The 12,242-nt window shown below is 65.0% G+C and carries 10 protein-coding genes; 7 read left to right on the top strand and 3 right to left on the bottom strand.

Going from position 1 to position 12,242, the window contains the following annotated elements; translation table 11 throughout:
* Window positions 1–157: 157 nt before the first annotated feature.
* Entirely contained in the window at window positions 158–913 is a 756-nt protein-coding gene (gene tpiA, locus JJE66_RS18205) for a triose-phosphate isomerase (protein ID WP_200515686.1), read from the bottom strand.
* 222 nt (window positions 914–1,135) lie between these two features.
* Between tpiA and JJE66_RS18200 the strand changes: the two genes are divergently transcribed.
* Genes JJE66_RS18200 through moaC form a run of 4 tightly spaced genes read left to right on the top strand, consistent with a single transcriptional unit; the run spans window position 1,136 to window position 5,408 of the window.
* Window positions 1,136–3,034, top strand: coding sequence for a SurA N-terminal domain-containing protein (locus JJE66_RS18200; protein ID WP_200515685.1), 1,899 nt, complete (start codon window positions 1,136–1,138; stop codon window positions 3,032–3,034).
* A gap of 14 nt (window positions 3,035–3,048) precedes the next feature.
* Window positions 3,049–4,062 carry an anthranilate phosphoribosyltransferase gene (gene trpD / locus JJE66_RS18195; protein WP_200515684.1) on the top strand — a complete coding sequence of 338 codons (1,014 nt, stop codon included), beginning with the start codon at window positions 3,049–3,051 and terminating at the stop codon, window positions 4,060–4,062.
* A gap of 7 nt (window positions 4,063–4,069) precedes the next feature.
* Window positions 4,070–4,891, top strand: a complete 822-nt coding sequence (trpC, locus tag JJE66_RS18190) for an indole-3-glycerol phosphate synthase TrpC (protein WP_200515683.1) — start codon at window positions 4,070–4,072, stop codon at window positions 4,889–4,891.
* A gap of 1 nt (window position 4,892) precedes the next feature.
* Entirely contained in the window at window positions 4,893–5,408 is a 516-nt protein-coding gene (gene moaC, locus JJE66_RS18185; protein ID WP_200515682.1) for a cyclic pyranopterin monophosphate synthase MoaC, read from the top strand.
* Between the two features lie 8 nt (window positions 5,409–5,416).
* On the opposite strand, the gene JJE66_RS18180 is transcribed toward moaC, so the two are convergent.
* Window positions 5,417–5,581 (bottom strand): Flp family type IVb pilin, encoded by a 165-nt coding sequence (locus tag JJE66_RS18180; protein WP_200515681.1) that lies wholly within the window; start codon window positions 5,579–5,581, stop codon window positions 5,417–5,419.
* A 310-nt stretch (window positions 5,582–5,891) separates the two neighbouring features.
* On the opposite strand from JJE66_RS18180, the gene JJE66_RS18175 reads away from it, so the two are divergent.
* The gene (locus JJE66_RS18175; protein WP_200515680.1) at window positions 5,892–8,612 is read left to right on the top strand and encodes an EAL domain-containing protein; all 2,721 of its coding nucleotides are present in this window, start codon (window positions 5,892–5,894) and stop codon (window positions 8,610–8,612) included.
* A 95-nt stretch (window positions 8,613–8,707) separates the two neighbouring features.
* Here the strand turns inward: JJE66_RS18175 and JJE66_RS18170 are convergent, their stop codons facing one another.
* Complete coding sequence (locus JJE66_RS18170; RefSeq protein ID WP_200515679.1) at window positions 8,708–10,045, bottom strand: S41 family peptidase; 1,338 nt, start codon at window positions 10,043–10,045, stop codon at window positions 8,708–8,710.
* 293 nt (window positions 10,046–10,338) lie between these two features.
* On the opposite strand from JJE66_RS18170, the gene JJE66_RS18165 reads away from it, so the two are divergent.
* Entirely contained in the window at window positions 10,339–11,466 is a 1,128-nt protein-coding gene (locus tag JJE66_RS18165; protein ID WP_200515678.1) for an alpha-hydroxy acid oxidase, read from the top strand.
* Window positions 11,467–11,480: 14 nt separating this feature from the next.
* A complete protein-coding gene (locus JJE66_RS18160) occupies window positions 11,481–12,107 on the top strand; it encodes an HAD family phosphatase (RefSeq protein ID WP_200515677.1) in 627 nt (208 codons plus the stop codon).
* Window positions 12,108–12,242 lie beyond the last annotated feature (135 nt).

Here is a 12,242-nt window from a genome sequence, read left to right as displayed (position 1 = left end):
GTGTCCTTCCGTCACAAGCCGACAGCGCCGAGACGGCGGCCGATCGCGCTTCGCGGGTTTTCCTGAAGTTGCGCGGTGTTACACGATCGGAAGGGGCATTTCCACCCCCGATCGGCCGCCTCCGGCGCTTTACGCTTAGCCAGGGGCAGCGCTTTAGCTAGGGGCAGCCTTTGGCAATCGCAAGGAAATCGGCCGCTTTCAGGCTGGCGCCGCCGACCAGCGCGCCGTTGACGTTCTTCACCGCCATCAGCTCGGCCGCATTCGACGGCTTGACCGAGCCGCCATAGAGGATCCGCATCCTGGCCCCATCCGGCTTGAACCGGGAGGTCAGGAGTTCCCGGATAAAGCCATGAATCTGCTCGACATCCTGGGACGTTGGGGTCAGTCCTGTTCCGATGGCCCAGACCGGCTCATAGGCGACGACCAGATTGGCCGCCGTCGAGCCGTCCGGCAGCGAACCGTCGAGCTGGCCGCGCAGGATATCCAGGGTCTGGCCGGCATCGCGCTGGCCTTGCGTTTCGCCGATGCAGACAATCGCGACCACCCCGGCCCGCCAGGCGGCCTCCGCCTTCTGCCGGATCAGTGCATCGCCCTCGCCATGGTCGGCCCGGCGCTCGGAATGGCCAACGATGATGGCGCTCGCGCCCGCGTCAGCCAGCATTTCGGCCGCGATATCGCCTGTATGGGCGCCGGAGGCCTTGGGATGGCAGTCCTGGGCTCCCATCGCGACGGCCTTGCCGCGCGCCTTGTCGGCAAAGGCCGCAATCAGGGTCGCCGGCGGGCAGACCAGCAGATCGGCCTTGCCGGTGACCTCTGCCGCACCATTGAGCATGGCGCCAAATTCGGCGGCTGCGGCCTTCAGGCCGTTCATTTTCCAGTTGCCGGCGATCAAGGGGCGGATGGCGTCGGTCATGTCGATTTCCAGCACAATGAGGTTTCTCCATGCGCTAGCAGAGGAGCTGCGGCAATTCCAGAGACCAGGGGCCTTTAACCGCAGCTTCGCGCGGCCTCGTGACCTGAGGTTGCGGGGGGAAAGCCGCCACTTTATGATGGCATATCAAATTGGTGACGCGCTTCTGCGGAATCTGCATTAAGACGCGCTCCCGTTCCCCTCCTGCCAAACAAGTTGGACCAAATGCTTCGAGGAATGCGCAAGGCCTCATCAAACTGGGTCGGCAAGACCATTATGGCCGTCGTGATGGGCGTATTGATCATCAGTTTCGGCGTTTGGGGCATCGCCGACATCTTCCGGGGCTTCGGTCAGTCAACGGTGGCCAAGGTGGGCCATACCGAGATTTCGCTAAACGAGTTCCGCCAGATCTACACCGACCGCCTCCAGCAGATCGGCCGCCAGTTCGGCCGCCCGCTCACGCCCGAGCAGGCGCGCGCGTTTGGCCTTGATCGCCAGGTGCTCCAGCAGACGATCGCGGAAGCCGCGCTCGACGAGAACGCGCGCCGACTCGGTCTCGGCCAGTCCGACGACCAGATCCGCCAGCTCATCATGAACGATCCGAACTTCAAGGGCGTCGATGGTAAATTCGATGCGAACCGCTTCCAGGGGCTGATCCGTAATTTCGGCTACACCGAGCAGCGTTATGTTGCCGAGCAGCGCAAAGTGGCGCTGCGCCGGCAGATCACCGGCACGATCGGAGCCGGCCTCGAGCCGCCGAAAGCCATGCTCGATGTGGCGACGCGCTTCCAGAACGAGCAGCGCGCGATCGAATTCGTCAGGCTCGACACAGCGCAGGCAGGCCAGATCGAGGCGCCCTCGCCCGATGCGCTGGCCGCTTATTTCGAAGATCACAAGGTCCAGTTCCGCGCGCCCGAATACCGCAAGATCGTCTTCGCCGTGATTTCCCCGGAGGATATCGCCAAGTGGACCGACGTCTCCGATGACGAGGCGAAAAAATTGTTCGACCAGCGCAAGGACCAACTCGGCACGCCGGAGAAGCGCCAGATCCAGCAGATCGTGTTCCCGAACGCCGCCGAAGCGCAGGCCGCACGCGAGCGCCTGGTCGGCGGGCTCTCCTTCGAGGACCTCGGCAAGGAGCGCGGGCTAACCGCCTCCGACGTCGATCTTGGGCTCGTGACCAAATCCTCGCTCGAACCCGCGGTCGGCAATGCTGCCTTCGCGCTTGCCGCAGGAGAGATCAGCCAGCCGATCCAGGGCCCCATTGGCGTCTCGATCGTCAAGGTCGACAAGATCGAGCCGGGTGTCGAGGCGAACTACGCCACCCTCGCCCCCGCCATCAAGCGCGAGATCGCAGCCGGGCGGGCGCGCGTTAAGGTCGGCGAGCTCCGCGACAAGATGGAAGACGAACGAGGCGCCGGCACCAGCGTCGCCGACGCCGCGAAGAAGCTCGGGCTCACCGCCGTGACCATCGATGCCGTCGACCGCTCCGGCCGTGCGCCGAACGGGCAGCCGGTCGACAATATTCCGCAGGGCCTCGATGTGGTGTCACAGGCCTTCAACAGCGACATCGGCGTCGACAACGACCCGATCTCGTTCAAGGGCGGCTATGTCTGGTACGACGTGCTCGCCATCACGCCGTCGCGCGACCGCAATCTCGACGAGGTCCGCGACCAGGTCGAGGTGCGCTGGCGCCAGGACCAGATCGCCACCAAGCTGAAGGCCAAGGCGACCGAGATGGTGCAGAAGCTCGAACAGGGCGGCAAGCTCGCCGACGAGGCAGCTGCGATCAGCGCCAAGGTCGAGACCGCGAGCGGCTTCAAGCGCGACGATTCCCCGGCCGGCGTACCCGCGAACATCGTGGCGGCCGCCTTCCGTACCGCCAAGGACGGCGTCGGACAGGCGCCCGTGACCGGCGGCACCGAGGTCATCGTCTTCCGCGTCACCGACATCGTCGATCCCGCGGCCGATCCCGCTTCCGAGGCCGTCAAGAAGCTGAAGGACAGCATCGACAAGTCGCTGACCGACGAGCAGGTCGCCTCCTACGTCAACAAGCTTGAGGCCGACATCGGGACCACCATTAATCAGGCCGCCTTCGCGCAAGTGACCGGCGCGAACCAGTGAGTTGAAAGCACGCGATGGACGACCTGAAATCGATCATTGGAAAAGTGGCGACCGGCGCCAGCCTGTCGCGTGACGAGGCCGCTTCCGCCTTCGATGCCGTGATGTCCGGCGAGGCCACGCCCTCGCAGATGGGCGGCCTGTTGATGGCACTCAGGGTCCGCGGCGAGACCGTGGACGAGATCACCGGCGCGGTTACGGCGATGCGCTCGAAGATGCTCACCGTCGACGCGCCCGCGGACGCCGTCGACATCGTCGGCACCGGCGGCGACGGCTCCGGCTCGGTCAATGTCTCGACCTGCGCCTCGTTCATCGTCTCGGGCACCGGCCTGCCGGTCGCCAAGCACGGCAACCGCGCGCTATCGTCGCGCTCGGGTGCCGCCGACGTGCTGGCCTCGCTTGGCGTGAAGATCGACCTCAAGCCCGAGCAGGTCGGGCGCTGCGTGAGCGAATGCGGCATCGGCTTCATGTTCGCGCCGGCCCATCATCCGGCCATGAAGAACGTCGGCCCGACCCGGGTCGAGCTCGCCACGCGCACGATTTTCAATCTGCTTGGGCCGCTGTCCAACCCGGCCGGCGTGAAACGGCAGATGGTCGGCGTGTTCTCGCGGCAATGGGTGCAGCCGCTGGCGCAGGTGCTGAAGAATCTCGGCTCCGAATCCGCTTGGGTAGTGCACGGCTCCGACGGTCTGGACGAGATCACCCTCACCGGCCCGACCTTCGTCTCCGCGCTCCACAAAGGCGAGATCAGGAATTTCGAGGTCACGCCCGAGGACGCCGGCTTGCCGCGCTGCGAGCCTGGTGCCCTCAAGGGCGGCGATGCCGACGCCAATGCGATTGCGCTGCAAAGCGTGCTCGACGGCAAGCCGAGCGCCTATCGCGACGTCGCGTTGATAAATGCTGCTGCGGCGCTGGTCGTCGCCGGCCGCGCCAAGGACCTCAGGGACGGCGTCGCGATCGGTGCGAAATCGCTCGACAGCGGCGCGGCGGGCGCACGGTTGAAACATCTGATCGCGGTCTCGAACAGCTGAGCTTTCCATGTCGGACATCCTGACCAAGATCGAAACCTACAAGCGCGAGGAGATCGCGGTGGCCAAGCGCGCGCAGCCGCTCTCGGCCGTCGAAGCGGCGGCCAAAGCGCAAGGCGCGCCACGCGGCTTCCTGCGCGCGATCAGGGCCAAGCACGCCGCTGGCGACTACGCGCTGATCGCGGAGGTGAAGAAGGCCTCGCCGTCCAAGGGGCTGATCCGCGAGGATTTCGATCCGCCTGATCTCGCCAGGGCCTATGAGGCGGGCGGTGCGGCTTGCTTGTCGGTGCTGACTGACACGCCCTCGTTCCAGGGCCATCTCGACTTCATGGTGGCGGCGCGCGCGGCGACCTCGCTGCCGGTGCTGCGCAAGGATTTTCTGTTCGACACCTATCAGGTCGTCGAGGCACGCGCGCATGGGGCCGATTGCATTCTCGTCATCATGGCTGCGCTCGATGACGCCACCGCCAAGGACCTCGAAGACGCAGCGACTGCCTATGGTATGGACGTGCTGATCGAGATCCACGACCGCGCCGAGCTCGACCGCGCGCTGAAGCTGCGTTCGCCGATGATCGGCGTCAACAACCGCAATTTGCGCACCTTCGAGACCACGCTGGCAACAAGCGAGACGCTGGCACCGCTGATCCCCGCGGAGCGGCTGATGGTCGGCGAGAGCGGCATCTTCACGCCTGCCGACCTGGCACGACTCGCGCGCGTCGGCATGTCGACGTTCCTGGTCGGCGAAAGCCTGATGCGGCAGGCCGACGTCACCGCCGCCACGCGCACGCTGCTCGCACGAAAGACCAAAGCCCGCGCCACGGGCACGCGCTAAGATGGCGCGCAAGCCTGCGAAGACCAAGTCATCGAAGAAGGCGAGTCCTGCGCTCACCCATATCGGCGCCTCCGGCGAGGCGCGCATGGTCGACGTCTCGGATAAGGCCGCAACCGAGCGGCTCGCCGTCGCCGAAGGACGTGTCGTCATGGAGAAGGCGACGTTCGACCTGATCGTTTCCGGCAACGCCAAGAAGGGCGACGTGCTCGGCACCGCCCGCATCGCTGGAATCATGGCGGCAAAACGCACCTCCGAGCTGATCCCGCTCTGTCATCCGCTCGCGCTGTCGAAGGTCACGGTCGACATCGAGCCCGACGCGGGGCTGCCGGGCTGCGTGGTGCGCGCGAGCGTGGGGGTAACCGGCCCCACCGGCGTCGAGATGGAAGCGCTGACGGCGGTCTCGGTCACCTGCCTCACCATCTACGACATGATCAAGGCGGTGGAGCGCGGTGTGCGCATCGAAGGCATCCGTCTCATCGAGAAGCTCGGCGGCAAGTCGGGTCACTATCGCGCCTGACCAGGCCGTTATTTCAGCGACGCGCTGATCGATCCGAACTTCGTGTTGAGCTTGCTGCCCAAGCCGTTCACGACGGTGATGATGGCGAGTGCGATGCCGGCGGCGATCAGGCCATATTCGATCGCGGTCGCGCCGGATTCGTCGGCCCAAAAACTCTTCAATGTCTTTTTCATGATCGCGTCCTCTCTGCGTCTCTGCCGAGACCAGTTCGCAAACGCGTGCCAATGCGGCACCGAGGATCGTCAACACGTTAGATCGTTAAACGCTGATTGAGATTGCAATCGCCGGCAAGAACTGACCGACAGCGCGACAATCCCCGGCAATCCTGCACGCCTCTCGTCATGCGCATCGATTGCATTTGCGTGTTGCGGTTCACGTCGCATTAACCGCGCTTCCTAACTCCGCCTCCACGTCGATCCCGTAAACCGACGGATGTTATGGGGGTCGAGAATTGACCCTGACGTGTGCACGGCAACGATCGGCATGATGACGAGATACGGCAGTCGCCTCCTTGACCAGGCCTTCGCGCGCAGCGGACCGATCCGCTGGCTCGTCGTGGGCGGCGCACTCCTGATCGCGACGATCGCCGTCGGCGCGGTGCTGATGGCGCAGAATTTCCGCGAGCGCGCGCTCCGCAACTCGGGCCGCGAGCTGGAAAACACCGTGCTGCTGCTAGCCCACCATTTCGACCAGCAATTGCAGGATTTCGCGGTCATCCAGAAGGATTTCATCGACCATGTGCGCGCGAGCGGAATCACAACTGCCGAGGACTATCGCAAGCGCCTCTCGGGCCAGGACGTGCACAAAATGCTGCGCTCGAAGATCGAGGCGTTGCCCTACATGGGCGGCGTCAACATCATCGACGCCGACGGCAATCTGATCAACTCCTCGACGGCATGGCCGGTCCCGAAGGTCAACATGTCGGATCGCGCCTATTTCCGCACTTTCCGATACGATCCGCAGGCGCCTGACGTGCTGATCGAACCGCTGTACAGCCGCATCTCAGGCGCCTGGACCATCCTGATCGTGCGCAAGATCATGGGACCGCACGGCGAGTTCATGGGCGTCGTCGGGCGCGGCATCGAGCCGGCCGGTTTCGAAAAGTTCTTCGCGACCGTCGTGCTCGGCGACGGTGCCGCGATCTCGATGCTGCATCGGGACGGCACGCTGCTTGCCCGCTTCCCTCATTCCAGCGACGTGATGGGACGCAATTTCAGGAACGGCTCGTTCGAGCAGCAGCGGGTCTTCGCACTCGATCACTTCGCCGGCCGATTCGTGAGCCCGATCGACGGTGACGACCGGCTGATCTCGGCACGCGCCCTGCCCCATTTTCCGATCCTGATGATGGCGACGACCACGCGCGCGGCGGCTCTTGCCGACTGGCGCGAGCAAATCGGAATCCTGATTTCTGTCGCCGGCGCCTCCGCGCTCGCGATCGCCGGCGTGCTGATCGCAATCGTGCGCAAGCTGCTGGAGCAGCACCGCATGTCCCGGGAGCGGCTGATGCTGGAGAAGCAGCGCCTCGACCGCGCCGTCAACAACATGACCCAGGGCCTGCTGCTGTTCGACGCTGAGCGGCGGCTCGTGGTCTGCAACCAGCGCTACATCGAAATGTACGGCTTGTCGGCGGAGATCGTGAAGCCCGGATGCAGTTTTCTCGACATCATCGCCCATCGTAAGGCCATTGGTTCGTTCCCGGGTGATGCGGATCAGTATGTCGTGCGTGTGCTGCGCGACGTCCACCTGCGCAATTCCATGATCGTCGACACCGGCGACGGCCGCTCGATCCAGATCGTCAACGAGCCGCTCGACGATGGCGGCTGGGTGGCGACCCATGAGGACATCACCGAGCGACGTCGCATCGAGGAGCGCATCACCCATCTCGCCCATTACGATGCGCTGACCGACTTGCCGAACCGCGCCATGTTCCACGAACGTCTGCGCGAGGAGCTGGCCGCCATCTCCCACGGCGAAGAGCTCGCGGTGCATTATATCGATATCGACGAATTCAAGGGCGTCAACGATGCGCTCGGTCACCTCGTCGGTGACGAGCTGCTGAAGACGGTGGCGGAGAGGCTGCGCGGCTGCGCCGGCCCGACCGATTTCGTGGCACGGCTCGGTGGCGACGAGTTCGCGATCGTGCAGAGCGCGGTGACCTCGCCAGACCAGGTCAACGAACTCGTGGCGCGGGTCCTCGCGGCAATCCGTACGCCGGTCGACTGCATGGGCCATCACCTCACCACCGACGCCAGCATCGGCATTGCGTTGGCACCGGGACACGGCACCGCGTTGGACCAGATCCTGAAGAACGCGGACATGGCGATGTATGCCGCCAAATCCGCCGGGCGCCGCACCTACCGCTTTTTCGAGCCGGAGATGGACGCCAAGGTGCGCGAGCGGCGCCAATTGGAGATTGATCTGCGCCACGCCATCGCTCAAGGCGGCCTCGAAGTCTATTACCAGCCCTGCCTCAGCCTCAAGGACGACCGCATCACCGGCTGCGAGGCGCTGGTGCGCTGGCGCCACCCCGAGCGCGGCATGGTTTCGCCCGCCGAGTTCATCCCGATTGCCGAGCATACCGGGCTGATCAACGAGATCGGCGAATGGGTGCTGGCGACCGCCTGCCGGGATGCTGCCGCCTGGCCCGACGACATCCGCCTCGCCGTCAACGTCTCACCGGTGCAGTTCAAGAGCGGCACGCTGGCGCTGAAGATCATGGCCGCGCTGGCCGCCTCCAACCTGCCGGCGAGCCGGCTCGAGCTCGAAATCACCGAGGCCGTGCTGATCCGCGACGACGACACCGCACTTGCGATCCTGCACCAGCTTCGCGCCATCGGCGTCCGCATCGCCCTCGACGATTTCGGCACCGGCTACTCGTCGCTGAGTTACCTGCACCGCTTCCCATTCGACAAGATCAAGATCGACCGCTGTTTCGTCAACGACATCGCAGGGCCCGACGGCTCCGCCAGCATCGTGCAGGCCGTGGTCAACCTCGCCAGCGCCCGCCGCATGGCGACCACCGCCGAGGGCGTCGAAACCGAGGAACAGCAGCGGCTGTTGCGCGCGCTCGGCTGCACCGAAATGCAGGGCTATCTGTTCAGCGCCGCGAAACCGGCCGACAAGGTCGTGGAGCTGTTCGCGCTCCATCGCAGCCGCCTCGCCCAGCGTGACGGCAACGAAAGCCGTCGCCGCGAGGCAAGCTAGGGCTGCGTACTCATCGAACGGCCTCGATACGAATTCGCCCGGGAGCGGCCATCCACTCCCGGGCGATCTCTGGAGGTCGCAGGACCGAATGGAGTCTAGTTCGGCACCGTCGTCTTCGGCGCCGGTTTGGCAGCCGCCGCATTTACGGTGACGCCGTGCAGGAAGTCGTAAGCCGCGTGCAGCGCCTTGTCGTCCTTCTCTTCCGGCGGAACATAGGACTGCGACCCGGTCTGCTCTTTGCCGTCGGCAGCCTGGAGATGGCCGCGCATCTGGGACTCCGCCATGGTGTCGACGCGGCCCTTCAGCTCGGGCGGCACGTCCTGGAGGATCTCGATGTCGGGCGCGATGCCCTGGGCCTGGATCGAACGACCCGACGGCGTGTAGTAGCGCGCCGTGGTCAGCGCCAGCGCGCCGTTGCCGGCGCCGAGCGGAATGATCGTCTGCACCGAGCCCTTGCCGAACGACCGCGTGCCAATGATGGTGGCACGCTTGTGATCATGCAGCGCGCCGGCCACAATCTCCGAGGCCGAGGCCGAGCCGCCGTTGACCAGGACCACCAGCGGCTTGCCCTTGGTGAGATCGCCGCCATGCGCGGTGAAGCGCTGGGTCTCTTCCGGATTGCGGCCGCGGGTCGAAACGACCTCGCCGCGCTGGAGGAACGCGCTCGACACCGACACGGCCTGGTCGAGCAAACCGCCCGGATTGTTGCGCAGGTCCATCACGTAGCCGACGAGCTTCTCTTGCGGGACATCCTTGGAGATCGAGGCGATCGCCTTCTTCAGGCCGTCGGTGGTCTGCTCGTTGAACGAGGTGACCCGGATGTAGCCGATGTTGCCGCTCTCCACGTGGAAGCGCACCGGGCGCACATGGATGATCTCGCGCTTGATCGCGACATCGAGCGGGGCGTCGGCGCCCTTGCGCACGATGGTGAGCTTGGTCTGGGTATCGACCGGGCCCTTCATCTTGTTCACGGCCTGCTCGAGCGTCAAGCCCTGCACGGCTTCGCCGTCGATCTTGCTGATCAGGTCGCCGGACATGATGCCGGCCTTTGACGCCGGCGTGTCGTCGATTGGCGAAACGACCTTGACCAGGCCCTCCTCCATCGTGACCTCGATGCCGAGGCCGCCGAACTCGCCGGAGGTGATCTCCTGCATCTCGGTCCAGGCCTTGTCGTTCATGTAGCGCGAATGCGGATCGAGCGAGGTCACCATGCCGGTGATCGCACCTTCGATCAGCTTGGCATTGTCGGGCTTCTCGACATAGCTCGCCTTGACCCGCTCGAAGACCTCTCCGAACAGGTTGAGCTGGGAATACGCATCATCCGCGCCCGCCGCTGCCCGAGCCGCCCATAGCCCGCCCTGCGGACCGGATACGAGGAGAGTCAGGCACACTCCGGTGAGCGCGCCGAGGGGGAACAGCAGAGTTTTCCGCATGGAATGGTTGGCCTTTTCGCTGGGGCTTGGCAGGCGCCATGCAAATGGCGATCCAGCCCGGTTCTCACAATATCATTCTGGTTTCTTCAAGGCCGGCCTGCCACGCCGGCGGGTACATTACAGAAATCCCCTCGTCTTGGCCTAAACTTTTGGCAACGTTCGGAAACCTCCTCGCGCGATGCGGGAATCGGTCGGCCGGCCCACGCCTCGCAGCTATGCGATTTTAGGATGGTTTTGGAGCGCTGGACGCGATAGGCGATGAGATAATGCTTCAAATTCTCGGGAGGATAACAATGAACGAAGCGCTCCGGCCGGAACGGAACGTCGAACTCGGCGCCAGCAACGAGCCGTTCCAGAACCTGCACGAATTCATCCGGAAGGCGCGTTCCAATCTCAACCAGAACGCCTGGGACTACATTGTCGGCGCGGCCGAGACCGAGACCACGATGCGCCGCAACCGCATGGCGCTGGACGAGATCGCGTTCCGCCCGCGTGTGCTGCGCGACGTGCGCAAGGTCGACGGCTCGGTCGAGCAGTTTGGCCGCAAGATGCGCCTGCCGGTCATTCTCGCGCCCGTCGGCGCGCTTGAAATCTTCGACCCGCACGGAGCGGCCAGCGTGGCGCGGGCCTGCGGCACCTTCGGGGCGGCACACATGCTGAGCTCGGTCTCCGAGCCCGGCCTGGAACAGACCGCCGAAGCGGCCCCCGACGCGCTGCGCCTGTACCAGCTCTACGTCCGCGGCGACGACGCCTTCGTCGCCGAAATCGTCAGCCGGGCCGAGAAGAACGCCTATGCCGCCTTCTGCCTGACCGTCGACACCGCCCATTACAGCCGTCGTGAGCGTGACATCGCCAAGCGCTACGTCCGCGAGAGCCGCCTGCGCGCCACCGGCGGCGAGTACCAGAAGGGTCTGGAGTGGCGGACCGTGAAGATGATCAAGGACAAGTTCAAGATCCCGCTGATCCTCAAGGGCATCGCCACCGCCGAGGACGCGCAGATCGCGGTCGATCACGGCGTCGAGTGGATCTATGTCTCCAACCATGGCGGCCGTCAGCTCGACCACGGCCGCGGCGCCATGCATGTGCTGCCCGAGATCGTCGACGCCGTGAAGGGCCGCGCCAAGATCATGGTCGATGGCGGCATCTGCCGCGGCACGGACATCGTCAAGGCGATCGCGGCGGGCGCCGACCTCGTCGGCATCGGCCGGCTGCAATGCTGGGCCTTGGCGGCGGCCGGCGAAGCCGGCGTGGCGCGGATGCTGGAACTGCTTGAGGACGAGGTGCTGCGCTGCCTCGGTCTCTTGGGCGCCACCTCGTTCGCCGGGGTGAACAAGTCCTGCCTGCACCAGGCCACTGCGACGAATGCCCCGAGCGTGTTCAGCGCGTTCCCGCTGTTCGACCACGAGCCGTATCGGTATTGACCTGAAAGGATGCAATGACCTCGCTCTCTCCCGGCAGCGCGGACGCGCTTCTGTTCGACCTCGGGCGCGTGGTGCTCGACATCGATTTCTCCAGGGCGATCGCCTGCTGGGCGGGACATGCAGGCCTCGAGCCCGATGCCATCGTCGCGCGCTATGCGCGTGACAGCGAGGCCTATCGGCTGCATGAAATGGGCAAGATCAGCGACGAGGATTATTTCCAGTCGCTCCGCGCCTCACTCGGGATCGGCATTTCGGATGCGCAGTTCCTCGAGGGCTGGAACGCGATCTTCGCCGGCGAGATGCCCGACATCGCGGAATTGCTGCCGCGCGCGGCGAAGCAGATGCCGCTCTACGCGTTCTCCAACACCAACCGACCGCATGTGGACCATTTCTCGAAGGAATATGCCGACCTGCTCGGCCATTTCCGCGAGCTCTATCTGTCCTCCAGCATCGGCCTGCGCAAACCGGACGCGGAGGCCTTCGACCACGTCGTCGCGGCGATGGGCGTGCCGGCGAACCGCATCGTGTTCTTCGACGACCTTGCCGAGAATATCGAAGGCGCCCGCGCCCGCGGCCTGACTGCAGTGCATGTGACCTCGCCCCGCGACGTCGGCGATGCGCTGAAGGCGCTGGGGATCTGACCGGCAGATTCCGGAACAATTTCACCCGGCGAGGAGGAACCAAAACACTTTGTGCATTTTTGTACAGAGTTCCGGGAACGGAATGCCCGCTTCCGGACTCTAGAGTCCGTTGGGAATTCTACATCGGGTACATCG

The sequence above is a fragment of the Bradyrhizobium diazoefficiens genome, assembly GCF_016612535.1.
Classification (GTDB): domain Bacteria; phylum Pseudomonadota; class Alphaproteobacteria; order Rhizobiales; family Xanthobacteraceae; genus Bradyrhizobium; species Bradyrhizobium diazoefficiens_C.
The sequence above is the reverse complement of the archived record's forward strand: the minus strand, read 5'-3'. Positions and strand labels throughout refer to the sequence as shown.

Excerpts from the sequence above, each read along its gene's own strand:
- JJE66_RS18200 (WP_200515685.1), top strand. The coding sequence starts at position 1,136 with ATGCTTCGAGGAATGCGCAAGGCCTCATCAAACTGGGTCGGCAAGACC.
- JJE66_RS18175 (WP_200515680.1), top strand. The coding sequence starts at position 5,892 with ATGATGACGAGATACGGCAGTCGCCTCCTTGACCAGGCCTTCGCGCGC.
- trpC (WP_200515683.1), top strand. The coding sequence starts at position 4,070 with ATGTCGGACATCCTGACCAAGATCGAAACCTACAAGCGCGAGGAGATC.
- JJE66_RS18170 (WP_200515679.1), bottom strand. The coding sequence starts at position 10,045 with ATGCGGAAAACTCTGCTGTTCCCCCTCGGCGCGCTCACCGGAGTGTGC.
- JJE66_RS18165 (WP_200515678.1), top strand. The coding sequence starts at position 10,339 with ATGAACGAAGCGCTCCGGCCGGAACGGAACGTCGAACTCGGCGCCAGC.
- JJE66_RS18180 (WP_200515681.1), bottom strand. The coding sequence starts at position 5,581 with ATGAAAAAGACATTGAAGAGTTTTTGGGCCGACGAATCCGGCGCGACC.
- trpD (WP_200515684.1), top strand. The coding sequence starts at position 3,049 with ATGGACGACCTGAAATCGATCATTGGAAAAGTGGCGACCGGCGCCAGC.
- tpiA (WP_200515686.1), bottom strand. The coding sequence starts at position 913 with ATGACCGACGCCATCCGCCCCTTGATCGCCGGCAACTGGAAAATGAAC.
- JJE66_RS18160 (WP_200515677.1), top strand. The coding sequence starts at position 11,481 with ATGACCTCGCTCTCTCCCGGCAGCGCGGACGCGCTTCTGTTCGACCTC.
- moaC (WP_200515682.1), top strand. The coding sequence starts at position 4,893 with ATGGCGCGCAAGCCTGCGAAGACCAAGTCATCGAAGAAGGCGAGTCCT.